Source organism: Burkholderia gladioli (genome assembly GCF_000959725.1).
GTDB lineage: Bacteria > Pseudomonadota > Gammaproteobacteria > Burkholderiales > Burkholderiaceae > Burkholderia > Burkholderia gladioli.
Genome location: NZ_CP009323.1, coordinates 4,551,934 through 4,569,440 on the forward strand (window position 1 = coordinate 4,551,934; position 17,507 = coordinate 4,569,440).

Below are 17,507 nucleotides of genomic sequence, written 5' to 3' on the forward strand. Positions count from 1 at the left end.
GGGCGTTCACATACTGCTCCTGGCGACACCGCTCACCACCTCGCTGGGGTTCAGCGTCAGACAACCCTCTTCATGAAACGTCAGCCATAGACCTGTGCCCACCTCCCCCTACCGCGTCAGCGGTTTAGTACTAACGCGGTTATCCCCTCAAACGCTGAACGGCGAGTGGCGCTGCCCGGTCGTCACGAGGTCGTGCTGCGAACCTCATCAGCCCGGATGTCCATTGCCTCCACAGCCTGCGACTCCGGCACATGCCGCGCCGCGATAGCGAGATAAACCGCTGGCAGCACAAACAACGTAAAAATGGTGCCGATCGCCAGGCCACTGGCAATGACCAGTCCCATGTTGAATCGCGACGCCGCTCCCGCTCCTGTGGAGAGAATGAGCGGCACAACACCGAGCACCATTGCAGCGGTGGTCATGAGGATCGGCCTTAACCGGATTCCTGCGGCATGAACGACCGATTCAAGTTTCGACATCCCCCCGTGCTGCGCCTCATTAGCCACCTCCACTATCAGAATGCCGTGCTTGCTGATCAGTCCCATCAATGTCACCAGGCCGACCTCGGTATAAATATTCAGCGACGCGCCGCCGATCCCAAGGCTGATAAAGATAAGTGCGCCAGCGACCGACATCGGAATGGAAATCAGAATCACCAGCGGGTCACGGAAGCTTTCGAACAGGGCTGCAAGGCTAAGATAAATGATGATCAGGGCAAGCACGAACGTACCGACAAACCCGCTCGACTCCTGCACCAGTTGCCGCAGGGGCCCCGCATAGTCGATGGAGACATCGGCAGGGAGCGTACGCGCTGCAAGGGCCTGCAGCGACTTGAGCGCGGCCTCCTGCGAAACGCCAAGCGCCGCTACGCCGGAGATAGTTGCCGAGTTAACCTGCTGGAAATGGTTGATGGTCTCGGGCACGGTCTCGGTGCGCTCATGGCCAATTGACGATAGTGGTATCGGAACGTTGTTTACCGTCGCGATCCGGTAATTCATGATCTGGTCGAGTGTCAGGCGCGAGCGCTGCTGCACTTGTGCAATCACCTTGTAAGAGCGCGAATCGAGACTGAAGTAGTTCGTGTAGCCGCCGCCCAGCAGACCACCCAGTGCGGTCCCGACCTGCGTCATCGTCAAACCAAGTTCCGAGGCTTTGTCGCGATCGATATCAACTACTATTTGCGGCTGATCGATCTTCAGGTCGCTATCAATGAAAAGAAACATACCGGTGGCGGCAGCATCGGCGAGGAACTGCCGGGCTTCGGCATTCAGCGTACCCAACGGCTGCGTTGATTTCAGCACGAACTGGATCGGTAAACCCTGCGAACCCGGCAATGGAGGTGGCTGGAACGCTACAATCTTCTGCCCCGCTACCCCGTTGAACTTGTTTTGCAAGTCGCGCTGGATTTCTGTCGCGCCCCGGTGGCGTTCGTCCCACGGTTTGAACGTGACTCCGCCGATAGACTGCGACGGGCTTTCAATCTGAAACGTCTGCGCGGCTTCGGGCATACCAGCCATGATGTCCTCCACTTGACTCCCGTACACCTGCTTTTGCTGCAGCGTCGCGTTGGGCGCGGACGTTGGCTGCAAAATCACGACGCCTTGATCCTCTTGCGGTGCAAGTTCACTGTCAGCGCTCGTGTACAGGAAATAGATGCTGCCGACGACCAGCCCCGCGAACAGCAGCGTCACCGGAACCGTCCTCAGACTGTTGCGCAACGACCGTTCGTAGCCGCGTTGAAGGGAACCGAAAACACGATCGATCATCTCCACGATGGACGCCACCCACGGGCCGCTCCGACTCGGCGGCTTGAGGAACTGGCCGCACATCATGGGTGATAGTGTGAGGGAAACGACAGCCGACGTTGTTACCGCACCGACCAGCGTGAACGCAAACTCAGTGAACAACGCGCCAGTCAACCCGCCCCGGAAGCCGATCGGTACGTAAACTGCAATCAGTACGACGGTCATCGCTATGATTGGGCTGGCGAGATCACGCGCCGCTCTGATCGCTGCATCTCGTGGACGCATACCCTCTTCCAGATGACGACTGACGCTTTCAACAACGATGATTGCGTCGTCGACTACCAACCCGATAGCCAGAACAAGCGCCAGCAAGGTGAGGAGGTTGATAGAGAAGCCGAACATGAGCATTATGCCGAACGTGCCGACCAGCGACAAAGGAATTGCGACAACGGGTATCATCACCGAACGCGGCGAGCCTAGGAACGCGAACACGACGAGCGTGACAATCGCGACTGTCTCGACAAGCGACGCCTCCACCTCGCGAATCGAGCTATCGACAAACACGGTCGAGTCGTAAATGACTGCACTGTGCAGACCGGTAGGGAGCGCCTTCTGGATATCGGGCAAGACGGCCTTCACGCCCTTGATGACGTCAAGCAGACTCGCGGATGGCGCCAACTGGATGCCCAGGTACACGCCCTTCTTTCCATTGTATGAAACGCCAGACTCGTAGTCCTCCGACCCCAGGGTCACGTTCGCTACGTCTTTCAAACGGATAATCCCGCCATTGACCTGCTTCACGACGAGCTCGCGAAATTGCTGTGCGGAATGGAGATCCGTCGATGCCGTCAGGTTGAACTGCACCATCTGCCCTTTCGTCGTGCCCAGTCCTGCAATCACGCTATTGGCAGCTAGCGCGTTGGTGACATCGGTGGCGGTGAGGCCATATGCGGCGAGCTTCTGCGGATCAAGCCACGCACGCATTGCGAAATACTGTGGTCCAAGCAGCTCAGCCGTCTGCACACCCTTCACCGCTTGCAGGCGCGGCTGCACGTTGCGCACGAGATAATCGGTGATCTGGTTGGGCGTGAGCTCATCGCTGGAATAACCGATTATCAGCGCGTCCAGCGACTGTCCGATAGCCACCGTGATCGTCGGCTGCTGCACGCCGCTCGGCAACTGGTTAAGCACGGAGTTGATTTTTGTGCTGATCTCGGTGACGGCCTTATCGGCATCGAAATTGAGCACGAGGTTTGCCGTAATCGTGCTTGTACCGGCAATGCTTTTCGAGGTCAGGTAATCAATGCCGTTTGCCTGTGCAATCGCGTTTTCAAGCGGAGTGGTAACGAAGCCCGCTACGGTCTGCGGGTCAGCGCCGTAGTATGTCGTGGTAACAGTCACGACAGCGTTTTCGGTCTTCGGATACTCAAGAATGGGCAGCGAGGCGAAGGCCTTGTAGCCAATTACAAGGATCATCAGACTGATTACACACGCCAGCACGGGCCGGCGGACAAAGATATCAGTGAATTTCATCGAGCCATGCCTCTCAGTGATCTTGCGGGACAGGCGCGACGTCGTTCGTCAGTTTCACACTGTTATCAATCTGCACAAGCGAATCGTTGTGTAGCTTGAGTTGCCCGGCGGTGACAATCACATCCCCAGCCTTCAGTCCCTTGAGGATGCTGACCTGATCGCCGCGTGTTTCGCCGGTCGTCACGAATTGCTGACGCACGCTTGCCTGCGATTTGCCCTGTGCGTCCTTGCCGCTCTGTACCACATATACGAGGCTGCCGTACGGATTGTAGGCCACGGCCGTCTGCGGAATGGTCACGAGCGATTGTGGCTCGCCGCTTGTTACGCCTGCGGTGGCGAACATACCGGGCAGTAGAGCGCCATCCGGGTTAGCCAACGATGCACGGACCTGCAGCATGCGGCTGGAGGCATCAATCTTGGAATTCATCGACGTCACCTTGCCAGTAAACGTCTTGCCCGGATAGGCATCGACCGTCACCAATACCGCCTGCCCGACGCGAATCTGACCCAACGTCTGCTGTGGCAGATAGAAATCGAGGAACATCGGGTCGAGCGCCTGCAGCGTAACGACTGTCGTGCCCGCTGGCAGGTACTGCCCCACATCGACCTGCCGTACGCCCAAACGTCCCCGGAACGGCGCACGCATGACTTTCTCGCCCATCAGCGCCTGCTGTGCTACGACTTGTGCCCGCGCGGACTTCAGGTTGCTCGAATCGGTGTCCACGGTCGATTGCGCTACGCCCCGTGCGGCAAGTTGCTGTAGGTCGCGCCTGTAGTTGATCTCGCTCAGGTCGGCGCTGGCTTTCAGTTGATCGAGCTTTGCAGGATCATCATTCGGACGCAGGCGTAACAAAACCGCTCCAGCCTCGACGTCGCGCCCGGAATCGAAGTTGATCTGGTCGATCACACCACTTGTTTCCAACGATAAATCTGCGCCCTTCGACGCCCGCAGCGATCCAACAGCGTTGATAGTTGGCTGCCACTGCTGCATGACGGCAGATGTAGTCGACACGATCGCCTGCTGCGACTGGATCGTCCCCGTGACTTTCTTCAGGATATTGCTCTTGAACAGATGAAATCCGATGAGCGCAGCGGTCAGTAGCCCCACTACGAGCAACATAAGGAAGAGCCGAAGCATGGTTCGGGGAGGCCGCTGCCGTTCTGCAGGCGAATTTGGCGTATCAACACGCGTGGAAAGAGAGATCATGAGTTAAAGCACTCCGCAACATTGCGCAACTTTGGGATCGACATCGTTTCGATGCCACCAGCCACCGCCGAGCGCCTGAAAGAGCGCGACGGTATCGGTGTAACGAGTGGCCTGCGAGGAAATCAGCTTGAGGCGCGCACTCTCATCGGATTGCTCGGCGCTCAATACGTTAAGATAGGTGCCGCCGCCCGCACGGTATTGCGCCTCGGAGACTTTGAGACTTGCGGCCGCCGTCTTTTGCGCCGCCAGGTTGGCGGCGAGCGTCTCGGCATCACGGTGGATTGCCACCAGCGCATTTGCCACGTCCTGGAACGCCGAATTCACCGTGCTGCTGTACTGGGCGGCGGCAACATCGACTGCTGCATCAGCAGCACGCTTTCTCGCTTTCAGCGTGCCCCCCTCGAAAACCGGTTGCGTAAGGCTAGCGGCGATGCTCCACACGATCCCTGCGGGATTGAAGAGATTCGAAAAGTTGTTTCCGTCGCGGCCATAACTCCCCGTCAGCGATATTTGCGGCAACATGTTCGCCACCGCGATGCCGACGCTCGCGGTCGCCGAATGCAAAAGTGCGCTGTAGGCCTGAATGTCGGGCCGCTGGGCGACGAGACTCGAGGGTAGCGATACCGGGAGATCTTCGGGCAAAACAAGGTTCGCGAGATCAAGTGTAGGCGCTGTGTAATCGCTCGGCAGGCCTCCCAGGTACACCGCTAACTGATTGCGCTGCTGTTCGAGCTGCTTCTGCAAACCGGGCAGCGTGGCGGTCTGCGCATCGAGCAGCGATTGCTGCTGCAGCACGTCCACCTGACTTACTCCGCCGAGCTCGAAGCGGCGGCGGTTAATGTCGAGAGCGGCGGCATACGCACGGATGATGTCGTGCGTAGTATCGATCTGGGCCTGCAGCGACGCTTCGTTGATTGCCGCATTGACCACGTTTGCGATCAGTGTCAGTTCGGTCGCCTCGAGCTCAAAACGCTGATACTCGGCCTGGGCATTCAGTTGCTCGACTTGCCGACGTACGCCGCCGAAGGCATCGATCGTGTATGACACGCTGAGAGATCCGCTGATCACGTTATACGTGGAGGGCACGGAGCCGTGTAGAGCGTTGCGCTCCCGCTCACCAGACGTACTCGCACTGAGTTGCGGAAAGAAGGTACCCTGCTGCGCGCGTGTATTCTCGCGCGCCTCACGCAAGCTCGCTTGCGCAGCGGCAAGCGTAGGATTTGCCTTTAATGCTCGTTCGACCAGCGCATTTATCTGGGGCGAATGGAACAGCGCCCACCAGTCACCCTGAATGTCGCGTCCGGCCCAGAGTTTTTGCGCCGCGCCCGCCGTGGTGTCAGCAGAAACAGTGCGCGTGGGGACGGGCTTTTCCGTAAAGGCCGCCGCCTCGGGTGCGGCCGGCGCGGCGAAATCTGGCCCGACCGCGCAGCCCGCGAGCGACGTGGCGAGTGCCACAAGTGCAACCAGCACGAGTGGCCCATGCGCGGCGACATACTCGAGCGCTTCGAATAGTCGGGGTGTGCACTTAAGATGTAGGGACTGGTAGATCTTTGGCATGCGCATCTATTTCTATACCCATGAGTACAATATGTTAGATACTATACTCCTCCGTACATAAATTGCAAAAAAGGAATTGTTTCGTGCAGAAATCTTTGCCTGTGAGCCGCGCCGGCCGGCCGAAAGATCCGGCCAAGCGGGTAGCTATTGTGGAAGCCGCAACCAGCCTGTTCGCCGAGCAGCGCTATGACATGGTCACCATGGAAGATGTCGCCGCGAAGGCTGGGGTGTCCAAGATGACGGTGTACAGCCATTTCGCCGACAAAGAGGCGTTGCTCGAGGACGTGGTGCGCGGTGTGTCGGACCGGATGACGCGTGGTTTATCGTACGTCGGCTCCGAGAAGCTGCCACTGCGGGAGCGACTGACGGACATTGGGACCGCGTTCCTGACAGTCATGATCAACGTGCACGTGACCGGCATCGCGCACTCCCTGCCCATGTCTAGCGGAGATCAGGCGCTCAGACACCGGTTTTACAACGCGGGGACGGGACGGACCGTGGCGGCGCTCGCGAGCATTCTCAAAGAGGCCGCGGAGCGTGATGAACTGTTGCTCGACTCGCCGGCAGAAGCGGCGCAGGATCTTGTCAGCTTATGGGAAGGTGGATTGCCGGCGCGAATCGTGTTCGGAGTGGTCGAGCCTGCGGCTGAGGAGGAAATCGCGCAGCAAGCACTGCGCGGCACGAATGTATTTTTGCGCGCTTACGGAAATCCACGAAAGCGCAAGCAATTGTCGATGCCGTGAATTTGCGTCAGGTCGGTCCCCGCCAATTGGTACATGGCTGTGCACACATCAAAGTTTGGATCACTGAGCATCTTGCTGCGATGCTTCGCAATCGGCAGCGGTGCTTCCGGAATCGGCTGAGCGATATTGAGAATCGCGACAGCGCGTTCGATCTCGACATCGCACTGGTCGATGCACTGCTGGTAAAAGTCGTAGAGCGCGAGCGCCTTCAGGGCGAATACATGCTCGGGCTGGTAGTTGCCCACCAGCGCATCACGCATGGTCTCAAGGCTTTCCTTGCAGCGGACGTCGCGCATCGCCGACAGCCTGTCCGGATCGCGTTCGCTGGCGACAATCTCGCGGACGATCCGCATTCCGGTGACGCCCGCAATAGTCGCGGTCACGTTGTACAACTGGATCTTCATGAAGGTCAGCGCCTTCTGCATATGCTGGATATGCGCGGCGGCATAGTCGGTATGCTTTTCGCGACAACGCAGGTACGCGCGCAGTTCCGCGATGTCTCGGCCAGGCCGAAAGCTGGCCCGTAGCAACCCGCACGCGTGCAGTCGCTGCGGCCATTGTGCGTCGTGACGTCGCTCTTCCTGCCGGAAACTGCGCGCGCCTCGCGTGCATCGGCGAGAACAACTTCAAGACCCCGGGACTTCAGCACCTCGTAGGCGGCGACCCGATACACGCCGGTCGACTCCATCACGACCGTCTTTGTGCCGGTCGCGACGGGCAAGTCCGCCATGCGTTGCAGGTCGCCGGTAAATGCCTGGAATGTCTGCACCGGTTCGTCGCACAGGTCGGGACTCACGGCGGCAACGTGGAACCGCGCACCGATATATCGATACCGGCTGCAAACGGATGAATGATCGGCAACCCCGAGGGCTTGGATCGTGTTCGGTCGCTGGCCATGGCCCACCTCCTGGATAGTCAGGCGCAGGACGGAACTCGGAATTGATCAATTTCCTAAACGGGGTCATCCGAAGACGCCGCCACAGAAGTCCGCAGCTTCCCCTGGGCCAGGTTTTTTTGACGGGGTTCATGCCTCCAAGAAGCTTACGACCACTGTCTCTGCGTGTATCCAGTGTACTCGTCCGGAGCTTCTATTCATGAGGGACGCGGGCAAGCGCGTGGGGCAGTTTTTTAGGAGTTCATTCGCCCTCTTCAACAGGTGGTATTCAAGCTGCAGATTGCGAATGTCGCGCCGGAGCCTTCGACCTGCCGCTCCAGTTCGTCGCGATCCGTCTCTGCGGGTGATCCCTTGTCGCGTTTCATGGATGCAGGAGCTCTCGGCCGAGCAACTGGTTCTTCCAGTTGTACAGCGTCACCCTGTCGACGTCCAGCTTTCGCGCCACCGCCTGTGCACTCCCTTCCCGTGTGGACAGTTCGTACACCGCGACCTGCTTGGACGCCAATGACGCGGCCGGTCGGCCTGCGTGGCCAACCACGCGTTTCCTGGTTTCCGGATAGCGCTCGCGAACCCAAGCCGACAGTATCTGGCGACAGGGACAGCCTAATGCCCTGAGGGTGGAGATAGCAGTGCCCGTGGTTGATGTAATGCTCGAGTGCTATGTTCTTCTGCTCTTCTGAGTACTTCGGCTTTACATGAGCATACCCTTCTGCAGATTGCCACTCTTCTCGAATTCCTCACACCACGCCTTGAGAGAATTCTTCTTCGGGTAACCCAATTGGCGAATGGTCGCCTTGATGCGCTTCCCAAGTTTCAGGTACAGCTAGACCGCCCGAACGCGCTCTTCGTATGAATACATGGACTACCTCCAAAGCAGTCCAAGATTTGGTCCGCATCCTCTTGGGTTAATTCTGGTGAACGTCAACACTCAGGCGAAAGTCGTAAACCGCGAGCACGGTCTGCCGGTCCCCCTTCAACGTCTCGGTCAACTTCGGATATTGGATCGCTCAAAGCGTTGCAGTAACGCCTCCATCGACGTAAAGAATATGGCCGTTCACGAAATCGGACGCATCACCGGCCAGAAAGACCGCGGCTCCAGTTAGATCCTCGACATTGCCCCAGCGTCGCGAAGGGGTGCGCGAAATCAGCCAGCTGGAAAATTTCTCGTCTTCGACCAGCGCCTGAGTCAACTCTGTCTTGAAGTACCCGGGCCCCAGGCCATTCACCTGGATTCCGTGTTTTCCCCAATCGATCGCCATACCCTTGGTCAGCATTTTGACCGCACCCTTGCTAGCGGTATAGGCAGCGATATTGGGCCGGCCGAGTTCGCTCTGGACCGAACAGATATTGATGATCTTGCCGCGCTTGCGCGCAATCATGTGTCGAGCAACCGCTTTCGCAACCAGGAAGACGCTTTCCACATTCGTCTTCATCAGTTCTTCCCATTGCCGATGGGTGAACGCTTCCAGTGGTGCCCGCCGCTGCATACCTGCATTGTTCACGAGGATATCGATAGCACCAATCCGGCTCTCGATGTCCTCGATAGCCGCGTCGACATCCTCCGGGTTCGTGACGTCGAAACTTGCCGCATGGGCCGTAGCCCCCGCGTCGCGGAGCCGATCGACCGCCTCCGCTAGACGTTTCTCGTTGCGCGCATTCAGAACGACTTCGGCCCCGGCGCCAGTCAGTCCCTGCGCGAGAGCAAAGCCGATCCCCGTGCTCGAACCGGTTATCAAGGCACGACGGCCTGCGAGACTAAACATTGTCAGGTTGGATTTCAAATTGACTCCCTGGAAGGCCCTAGATGTCACGCATCCTATTCGAACGTCATCAGTACCTTCATCGACTGCGACCGATCGCCTGCGGTCTGGAACGCTCGCAGCGATTCCTTGTAGTGGAAGATGCCCGTGATCAGGGGCTTGACGTCGACCAGTCCTTTATTCAGCAGTTCCACGGCCACAGCGAACTCCTCGTGAAAACGGAATGCGCCACGCAGGTCGAATTCTTTCGCGACGATCACATTGATCGGCAGTGAGATTTCGCCGGCGAGCCCTACCTGAACCACGATGCCACGCGGCTTAAGGACGTCGAACGCGCTTCGCAATGCCGCTGCATTGCCACTGGCTTCGAACAATATGTCGAAACTGCCTTTGTCGGCCGCGAACGGCTGCAGCGCATCCGGCGACTCGGCGACATTCAGCGTGATATCCGCACCGACTTTCTTCGCAGCCTCCAAAGGAAAGCTGCTGACATCGGTCGCGACAATCTTCGCGGCACCGGCCCGGCGCGCAGCGGCCACAATCAACGCACCGATAGGGCCGCAGCCGGTGACCAGCACGTTCTTGCCGAGCATGGGTCCCGCCCGGCGAACAGCGTGCAGCGCGACGGACAACGGCTCAGTCATCGCTGCCTCGGCGTCGCTCAACGTGTCGGCCACGACATGCGCCTGCGAACGGTCGACGACGATTTCCTGGCGAAATGCACCTTGTACATGCGGCGTTCGCATCGCGCTGCCGTAATAGCGCATGTCGAGACAGTGATTCTGCAGACCTTGCTGGCAGTATCGGCACAGGCCGCACGGCCGGCTCGGACTGATTGCGACGCGAATTCCAGCCGCCATGTCCGTGACGAGTGGCCCAGTCCGCTCGACGACGCCGGATACTTCGTGGCCCAGCACCATCGGCTCGCGAATCCGCACAGTGCCGAATCCGCCGTGGTTGAAATAGTGAAGATCGGAGCCGCAGATGCCGCCCGCGCGAACCCTGACCAGAAGCTGATGCTCGCCCGGTTCCGGCGTGGGTACGTCCTCGATACGAAGATCCAACGGCGCGTGTATGACAAGTGCATCCATGATGACCGCCTGTGATGGTAAAAACAGGAAGAGTTCAGATACTGTAGCGACGATCCGCTTTGCCGGCAAAGACAAAAGCCCTATAGGGCTATCGCGGCCGCTTATGGCTCACTCGATGGTCCTCACCATGTCCTCGATGACCTTCTTGGCGTCGCCGAACACCATCATCGTCTTGTCGATGTAGAACAGGTCGTTGTCGAGCCCGGCGTAGCCCGCCGCCATCGAGCGCTTGTTGACGATCACCGTCCTCGCCTTGTACGCCTCGATGATCGGCATCCCCGCGATCGGCGACTTCGGATCGTTCTTCGCGGCAGGGTTCACCACGTCGTTCGCGCCGAGCACCAGCACCACGTCGACCTGGCCGAATTCGCCGTTGATGTCGTCCATTTCGAACACCATGTCGTAGGGCACTTCGGCTTCGGCGAGCAGCACGTTCATGTGTCCCGGCATCCGTCCGGCCACCGGGTGAATCGCGTACTTCACCTCGATGCCCTTCTCGACCAGCTTGTCGGTCAGCTCCTTCAACGCATGCTGCGCGCGCGCCACGGCCAGCCCGTAACCCGGCACGATCACCACGGTCTCGGCGTTGCCGAGCATGAACGACGCGTCGTCGGCGGAACCGGATTTCACCGGACGCTGCTCCGCCGTGCCGCCGGCCACCGCCGCGCCCGCATCGTTGCCGAAGCCGCCGAGAATCACGTTGAAGAACGAGCGGTTCATCGCGCGGCACATGATGTACGACAGAATCGCCCCCGACGAGCCGACGAGCGACCCCGCGATGATCAGCATCGGATTGTTCAGCGAGAAGCCGATGCCCGCCGCCGCCCAGCCCGAGTACGAGTACGAGTTCAGCATCGACACGACCACCGGCATGTCCGCGCCGCCGATCGGGATGATGATCAGCACGCCGAGCACGAACGCGATGATCGTCATGATGATGAACGGCAGCCACGCCTGCGTGAGAAAGAAGATGATGCCGAAGCCGAGCATCGCGATGGCGAGCATCAGGTTGATCAGATGCTGACCGCTGTACACGACCGGCGCGCCCTGGAAGAGCCGGAACTTGTACTTGCCCGACAGCTTGCCGAACGCGATCACCGAGCCCGAGAACGTGATCGCGCCGACGAACGTGCCGATGAACAGCTCGATGCGATTGCCGAACGGCAGGAAGCCCGGGATCGGATAGTCCGGATCGCCGAGCCCGAACGCGGCCGGCTCCGACACCACCGCATACGCGATGCAGACCGCCGCGAGACCGATCAGCGAGTGCATCGCCGCGACCAGTTCGGGCATCTTGGTCATCTCGACGCGCGCGGCGACGAACGCGCCGACCGCGCCGCCGATCACCAGCGCGACCAGCAGCAGTCCGAGCCCGAGACCGAGGTTCGAGCCGAGCGCCGAGGCCTGTTTCGCGATCAGCGCGATGGTCGTGAGGATCGCAATCGCCATCCCGACCATGCCGAAGGTATTGCCGACGCGCGCCGTCTTCGGATTCGACAGCCCCTTGAGCGCCTGAATGAAGCAAACCGACGCGACCAGATAAAGCAGCGTGACGACGTTCAGACTCATTACGCGTTCTCCTTGGCCGTCTTGTCAGCGATGAGTTTCTTCGGCTCTTTCTTGCGGAACATTTCCAGCATTCGCCGGGTGACGAGAAAGCCGCCGAACACGTTGACCGCCGCGAGCGCGACCGCGAGCGTGCCGAAGAACTTGCCGGGCGCGCCCAACGTGAGACCCGCGGCAAGCATCGCGCCGACGATCACGATCGCCGAGATCGCATTGGTCACGGCCATCAGCGGCGTGTGCAGTGCGGGCGTGACGTTCCAGACCACGTGGTAGCCGACGTAGATCGCCAGCACGAAGATGATCCTTTACCGCGGGACGCACATCGGAGGCTTCGATCACCGCGCCCAGGCGCTTGGCGGTCGCGATCGCCTGCAGGCCCGCCACACCCGCGCCGAGAATCAGCACACGCGCGGCTTTCACGGTGCCGGCCGCGGTCATCAGCATCGGCATGAAGCGCGGATAAAGCGTGGCGGCCAGTAGGACCGCCTTGTACCCTGCGATATTCGCCTGCGAGCTCAAAACGTCGAGGCTCTGCGCGCGCGTGGTGCGCGGCGCGGCCTCTAAAGCGAACGCCGTGACGCCCGCCGCTGCCAGCTTTGATGAGTTTTCGGTATTAAACGGATCGAGCATGCCGACCAGCGTCGCGCCGCGTTTAAGCAGCGGCAACTCGGCGTCGGTCGGCGACTGGACCTTCAGGACGAGATCCGCGCCGAATGCGCTCGCCGCGTCGACGATCTCCGCGCCGGCGGCCGTGAAGGCATCGTCTGGAAAGCTGGCGCCGGTGCCGGCGCCGCTCTGGATCGTGACCCGGTGGCCCTGGGTCACGTACTTCTTGACCGTTTCGGGCGTCGCGGCGATGCGGGTTTCGTTCACCCGCGTCTCGGCAGGGATGCCGATTTTCATGCGTTCCTCCATTGATGGACGAGCGCGAGCGTACATCGATGCAAGCGGGAAGCACAAAGACCTATTTCCTCTAACGGAATAGCGAACCCTTATGGCTGTCATCTTTCGCGCGCACTACGCATCGGCACACGCTCCTGAAGCGGCCTCGGATAACCGCCAACGCCATAAAAATCCGTTATCGGGCTAAAGCGAATCAGTCTTGGCCGATCCGCACAGCCGACGGTAGGCTGCTACGCGCAAGAGTCGCATTTCTGCGCCGGCATGACATGCCAGCCGTCTCAACACAAGCAACCAGGAGAACCATCATGCGGGAGTCCGTGCTCGTCACGCGCGCCACCTTTCCGAGTATCACCGATCGCTTGCGCGAGCATTTCGACGTGCTCGACAACCCGAGCGATACGATATGGAGCCAACCCGAACTCATCCGGCGTCTGCAGAACCGGTCGGGCGCCGTCGTTCACGGAAGCGACCGCATCGATGGAACCTTGCTGGATGCATGTCCGAAACTGCGCGCCGTCTGCAACATCGGCGTTGGCTACAACAACATCGACGTGGAAGCCTGCACGCTTCGCCGCGTTCTGGTAACAAATACGCCCGACGTGTTGACGGATACGACGGCCGACTTCGGATTCGCGCTGTTAATGGCAACCGCGCGCCGCATCACCGAATCCGAGCACTTCGTTCGACGAGGCGACTGGACGCTCACCGGACGTTACGACATGTTCGTCGGGTCGGATATTCACGGCACGACCCTCGGCATCCTCGGCATGGGGCGCATCGGCCAGGCGATTGCGCGCCGGGGCGCGTTCGGCTTCAATATGCGCGTGATCTACCACAACCGCTCAAGGCTCGCCCCCGAAGTCGAAGCGAGCCATCGCGCGCATTACGTCGACAAAGACACGCTGCTGCGCGAAAGCGACCACCTGATCATCGTCGTTCCGTACTCGAAGAGTTCGCATCATGCGATAGCAACGCGGGAGCTCGCGTTAATGAAGCGTACGGCCACGCTCGTCAACATCGCTCGTGGCGGAGTAGTCGACGATGCCGCGCTTGCTCTCGCACTGAACGAACACCTAATCGCGGCGGCCGGTCTCGACGTGTTCGAGGGTGAGCCTCGCGTTCATCCCGATCTGCTCGATGCGTCGAATGTCGTGTTGACACCGCATATCGGCAGCGCCTCCGTGGCGACGCGGCACGCGATGGCGTCGCTGGCCACCGACAACCTGATCGCCGCTTTGTCACCGAACGCGTCCACACGGATGCCGCCCACCCCTGTGAATCGAGAGGTCCTGCAATCATGGGACTTGCCCGAATGACAGGCCCTGGCGAACACGGCGGCAGTGCCTCAGTGATCAGGGTACTGGTGATGGGCGTCTCCGGATCCGGAAAATCGACATTGGCAGCCAGCCTCTCCGTCGCAATCGGAGCGGTGTTCATCGAAGGCGACGATCATCACTCTGCCGCGGACCAGGACAAGATGCGCAACGGCATCGCACTGAACGACGACGATCGTATGCCCTGGCTGATTCGTCTGGGTAGCCTAGGTGCATCGCAAACCACGAACGTCGTGCTCTCTTGCTCCGCGCTGAAGACTGAGTATCGATCCGCGCTCAGAGCCATGATTCCGGGCCTGAAGATCGTGTTTCTGGAACTCGACCAACAGACTGCGCACAGGCGGGTCTCCCTTCGCAGCAACCATACCTTCCCCGCCCGTCTGGTAGCGAACCAGTTCGCGACGCTCGAGTCGCCAGCGGGCGAGCCCGGTGTCCTGAGCCTATCCGCCAGCGATTGCGAAACCCAGCAGCTTCGGGCCGCGATGGATTGGTTAATGCCCGCCTGATAGGCGTTTGCCGATGCTGGTCACGCAGCGGCATTGATCGCAAAAAAAAGCGGCCTCGGAATTCAAAATTCCTGGCCGCCTAACAGCGCGTTTGCGCCACCCTCCTCAAAGTACCTGCACCTGCTCAAAACTTATGCCGCAAACCGACGTACGTTTCGAGTACGCTGTTATAACCGTGGATTGGCATCGTGAAGCTCGAATTCGATGCGAGCGTCGTCCATGCGCCGGTGAAGTGGTTGTAGTCGAATCCAGCGTAGACATCCGTCAGCTTGCTCAGGAAATAGTCGAACACAGGACCGGTTGTGATGCGGGCGCCGCTCGTGCCTGCATGGTGCAGGAAATCGAAGTATACCGGCAGACGGATATCGAAGCTCGGCGTGACGAAATAGTCGCCCGCCACGGAAAACGAATTGTTCTTGTAGTCGGCCGGCGAGACGTGGCTATAGATGTAGTTTGCGTATAGCGTGAATTTCGAGAACGCGTACGTCGCCCCAATCGCGGCAGCCTTCTGCTTGCTGTCCGGAATCGTGATGCCGTAGTACGTGCTGCCGTACGTCGAGGTGGCCGGTGTCAATCCGCCGATGTCGTTGATCACGACGTACGCGCCGTTCACCGTGAGCGGGCCACTCGCATAGGTGAACGAGATCTCCGGCGAAGAGGCATGATGGAAGTCTCCGGCTACTCCGCCGAGAGTGTATTGTCCTCGGATGGTGAAGCCAGCAAACTGCGGCGACGTATAACGTATTGAATTGTCCAGCCGCGCACCACCGGTTTCGCCGGCTGCCTGGAACGCGTAGGTTTGCGAATAGTTCGCCAGTTGGAAGACGTCGTTGGACGCGACAGTTTCGTGAATCAGCGTATATTGACGCCCCAGCGTTACCGACCCGTAGTTGTTCGACAACCCAACATAGGCAGACCGCCCGAAGATGCGCGGGGCGCCAGCAGGCGTCGCCTGCTGCAGCGCGCCAGTGTTAGGTGTGAAGCCCGACTCGAGCCGGAAGAACGCTTTCATGCCTCCACCAAGGTCTTCGCTTCCAAGAATTCCCCATCGATTGCTCGACAGCATCCCCCCATTGCCCATCGTGAATAGCTTGCCACCGTTTGCCGTTTGATGGGTATCCATCCGTATGCCGACATCGAGAACGCCGTACAGCGTCACGCTGGACTGCGCAGAGGCGATTGACGAAAACGCCCCAACAATCAGTAATACTAATAATTTGTCTTTCATGTTTTCCCCTGCATGTTTATGGATGAATCACGCTACTACACACGACATCCGGTCAGGCGCGGTACGACACACGCGCGACCGGCATCGGCATTCCGATCTGCGTGGCCACCTCATGGCACCGCATCACACCAGTTCGCTTACCGCTTTGCCGATCTTTTCGCAGCCTTCTTCGATCACGCCGATACCGGTCGCGATCGACATCCGGAAATAGGACGGCACGCCATATGCCGATCCCGCGACGACCACGACGCCAGCCGATTCGATCAGATAGAGCACAAAGTCGCTGTCGCTACCGATAAAGTCGCCGGCTGGCGTCTGCTTTCCGATAACGCCCGCGCATTTGACGAACAGATAGAAGGCACCCGCTGGCGCTGCGCAGCTCAACTCAGGTATCGCGTTGAGCAGCGCCACTGCCCGGTCGCGGCGCTTGCGGTAGATCTGTACGGCTTCGGCAACGCTGCCCTGATGTCCCTGCAGCGCAGCAAGTGCAGCGGCCTGACTGACGGATGAAGCGCAACTGGTCGACTGCGATTGCAGCGTGTCCATTGCGGCGATGATGTCGGAAGGCCCAGCCGCATAACCAATTCGCCAACCCGTCATCGCGTAGGTCTTCGAAACGCCGTTCACCACCACCGTCCGGTCGCGAAGCGCGGGCTCGATCGCCGCGATATGGGGATTACCCTCAGTGTCGTAACGGATATGTTCGTAGATGTCGTCAGTCAGGACGAGGATGTTGGGATGTCGCAACAGAACATTCGCCAATGCTCTCAACTCTTCGGCTGTGTACGAAGCCCCGGTAGGATTACTCGGCGAGTTCAGGATGAGCCACCGCGTGCGAGCGGTGATGGCCGACTCGAGCAGCTCTGGCGTCATTTTGAAGCCGGCGGAATCGCTGCACGGCAGAATGACCGGCACGCCTTCGCACGCGACCACCATATCAGGGTACGAGACCCAATACGGCGCGGCAATCAGAACTTCATCGCCCGCCTCGACCGAAACGGACAGCGCGTTGAAGATCGCGTGCTTCGCGCCGCATGTGACGATGATCTGCTTCGGGTCGAAGCGCAGATCGTTCTCACGCGCAAGCTTTTCGGCGATTGCGCTGCGAAGCGCAATGGTTCCGGCCGTCTGGGTATAGCGGGTCTCGCCACGCTCGATCGCCTCGGCGGCTGCCCGTCTGATATGCACGGGAGTCGGAAAGTCAGGTTCGCCGATGGCGAGGTTGATGATCGCACGGCCCTGGCGACGCAGTTCCGCGACGCGATCGGCAGCGGCGCTGCTCGGCGATGTCTTGATGCGCTGCATCCGCGCCGCGATACGGGAAGAACTCACTCTTCGCTCCTTGTCTGCTGGGTATGCGAGAAAGGTAAGCGGGCCAAATTCTTCGCACAAAGATGGATTCGCTCTGGCGGAATCGCGTTCGCTTATACCCATACCCC

Annotated in this window: 14 protein-coding genes and 2 pseudogenes; 3 read left to right on the forward strand and 13 right to left on the reverse strand. The window is 59.8% G+C overall.

Annotation, left to right across the window (positions count from 1 at the left end):
- Window positions 1-182: 182 nt before the first annotated feature.
- The 3 genes from BM43_RS36890 to BM43_RS36900 are packed head-to-tail and all read right to left on the reverse strand — an operon-like array spanning window position 183 to window position 6,042.
- Window positions 183-3,278, reverse strand: a complete 3,096-nt coding sequence (locus tag BM43_RS36890; RefSeq protein WP_036050560.1) for an efflux RND transporter permease subunit — start codon at window positions 3,276-3,278, stop codon at window positions 183-185.
- Between the two features lie 13 nt (window positions 3,279-3,291).
- Complete coding sequence (locus BM43_RS36895) at window positions 3,292-4,485, reverse strand: efflux RND transporter periplasmic adaptor subunit (RefSeq protein ID WP_227742947.1); 1,194 nt, start codon at window positions 4,483-4,485, stop codon at window positions 3,292-3,294.
- 3 nt (window positions 4,486-4,488) lie between these two features.
- Window positions 4,489-6,042, reverse strand: coding sequence for an efflux transporter outer membrane subunit (locus tag BM43_RS36900; RefSeq protein WP_080742204.1), 1,554 nt, complete (start codon window positions 6,040-6,042; stop codon window positions 4,489-4,491).
- An 83-nt stretch (window positions 6,043-6,125) separates the two neighbouring features.
- Between BM43_RS36900 and BM43_RS36905 the strand changes: the two genes are divergently transcribed.
- The gene (locus BM43_RS36905) at window positions 6,126-6,785 is read left to right on the forward strand and encodes a TetR/AcrR family transcriptional regulator (protein ID WP_059443144.1); all 660 of its coding nucleotides are present in this window, start codon (window positions 6,126-6,128) and stop codon (window positions 6,783-6,785) included.
- On the opposite strand, the gene BM43_RS41935 is transcribed toward BM43_RS36905, so the two are convergent.
- The 8 genes and pseudogenes from BM43_RS41935 to BM43_RS39810 all read right to left on the reverse strand — a co-directional run.
- Window positions 6,743-7,210, reverse strand: coding sequence for a hypothetical protein (locus tag BM43_RS41935; protein WP_174499540.1), 468 nt, complete (start codon window positions 7,208-7,210; stop codon window positions 6,743-6,745). The two genes, BM43_RS36905 and BM43_RS41935, sit on opposite strands and share 43 nt — an antisense overlap.
- The gene (locus BM43_RS41940; RefSeq protein WP_174490199.1) at window positions 7,195-7,581 is read right to left on the reverse strand and encodes a hypothetical protein; all 387 of its coding nucleotides are present in this window, start codon (window positions 7,579-7,581) and stop codon (window positions 7,195-7,197) included. Before BM43_RS41940 ends, BM43_RS41935 begins: the two co-directional genes overlap by 16 nt.
- A 330-nt stretch (window positions 7,582-7,911) precedes the next feature.
- A pseudogene (locus BM43_RS36915) lies at window positions 7,912-8,503 on the reverse strand (IS3 family transposase); the annotation flags it as partial.
- 184 nt (window positions 8,504-8,687) lie between these two features.
- Complete coding sequence (locus tag BM43_RS36920) at window positions 8,688-9,443, reverse strand: glucose 1-dehydrogenase (RefSeq protein WP_042286074.1); 756 nt, start codon at window positions 9,441-9,443, stop codon at window positions 8,688-8,690.
- Window positions 9,444-9,496: 53 nt separating this feature from the next.
- On the reverse strand, window positions 9,497-10,531 hold the full coding sequence (locus BM43_RS36925) for an L-idonate 5-dehydrogenase (protein ID WP_036050553.1): 1,035 nt from the start codon (window positions 10,529-10,531) through the stop codon (window positions 9,497-9,499).
- A gap of 108 nt (window positions 10,532-10,639) precedes the next feature.
- A complete protein-coding gene (locus BM43_RS36930; RefSeq protein ID WP_036050551.1) occupies window positions 10,640-12,100 on the reverse strand; it encodes an NAD(P)(+) transhydrogenase (Re/Si-specific) subunit beta in 1,461 nt (486 codons plus the stop codon).
- Window positions 12,100-12,399, reverse strand: coding sequence for an NAD(P) transhydrogenase subunit alpha part 2 (locus BM43_RS36935; RefSeq protein ID WP_036050548.1), 300 nt, complete (start codon window positions 12,397-12,399; stop codon window positions 12,100-12,102). The genes BM43_RS36930 and BM43_RS36935 overlap by 1 nt, the downstream gene beginning before the upstream one ends.
- Window positions 12,386-13,000 (reverse strand): annotated as a pseudogene (locus BM43_RS39810) (Rossmann-fold NAD(P)-binding domain-containing protein); the annotation flags it as partial. The gene BM43_RS36935 and the pseudogene BM43_RS39810, both read right to left, overlap by 14 nt.
- Before the next feature lie 305 nt (window positions 13,001-13,305).
- On the opposite strand from BM43_RS39810, the gene BM43_RS36950 reads away from it, so the two are divergent.
- The gene (locus BM43_RS36950) at window positions 13,306-14,316 is read left to right on the forward strand and encodes a 2-hydroxyacid dehydrogenase (protein ID WP_036050540.1); all 1,011 of its coding nucleotides are present in this window, start codon (window positions 13,306-13,308) and stop codon (window positions 14,314-14,316) included.
- Window positions 14,317-14,348: 32 nt separating this feature from the next.
- Window positions 14,349-14,840, forward strand: coding sequence for a gluconokinase (locus BM43_RS36955; RefSeq protein WP_230676264.1), 492 nt, complete (start codon window positions 14,349-14,351; stop codon window positions 14,838-14,840).
- A gap of 124 nt (window positions 14,841-14,964) precedes the next feature.
- Here the strand turns inward: BM43_RS36955 and BM43_RS36960 are convergent, their stop codons facing one another.
- Entirely contained in the window at window positions 14,965-16,068 is a 1,104-nt protein-coding gene (locus tag BM43_RS36960; RefSeq protein ID WP_036050538.1) for a porin, read from the reverse strand.
- 123 nt (window positions 16,069-16,191) lie between these two features.
- The gene (locus BM43_RS36965; RefSeq protein ID WP_036050537.1) at window positions 16,192-17,400 is read right to left on the reverse strand and encodes an aspartate transaminase; all 1,209 of its coding nucleotides are present in this window, start codon (window positions 17,398-17,400) and stop codon (window positions 16,192-16,194) included.
- Window positions 17,401-17,507 lie beyond the last annotated feature (107 nt).

Bases quoted from the DNA above. Each gene is read 5' to 3' on its own strand.
- BM43_RS36890 (WP_036050560.1), bottom strand. From the start codon at position 3,278: ATGAAATTCACTGATATCTTTGTCCGCCGGCCCGTGCTGGCGTGTGTA.
- BM43_RS36895 (WP_227742947.1), bottom strand. From the start codon at position 4,485: ATGATCTCTCTTTCCACGCGTGTTGATACGCCAAATTCGCCTGCAGAA.
- BM43_RS36900 (WP_080742204.1), bottom strand. From the start codon at position 6,042: ATGCCAAAGATCTACCAGTCCCTACATCTTAAGTGCACACCCCGACTA.
- BM43_RS41935 (WP_174499540.1), bottom strand. From the start codon at position 7,210: ATGCAGAAGGCGCTGACCTTCATGAAGATCCAGTTGTACAACGTGACC.
- BM43_RS36920 (WP_042286074.1), bottom strand. From the start codon at position 9,443: ATGTTTAGTCTCGCAGGCCGTCGTGCCTTGATAACCGGTTCGAGCACG.
- BM43_RS36925 (WP_036050553.1), bottom strand. From the start codon at position 10,531: ATGGATGCACTTGTCATACACGCGCCGTTGGATCTTCGTATCGAGGAC.
- BM43_RS36930 (WP_036050551.1), bottom strand. From the start codon at position 12,100: ATGAGTCTGAACGTCGTCACGCTGCTTTATCTGGTCGCGTCGGTTTGC.
- BM43_RS36950 (WP_036050540.1), top strand. From the start codon at position 13,306: ATGCGGGAGTCCGTGCTCGTCACGCGCGCCACCTTTCCGAGTATCACC.
- BM43_RS36960 (WP_036050538.1), bottom strand. From the start codon at position 16,068: ATGAAAGACAAATTATTAGTATTACTGATTGTTGGGGCGTTTTCGTCA.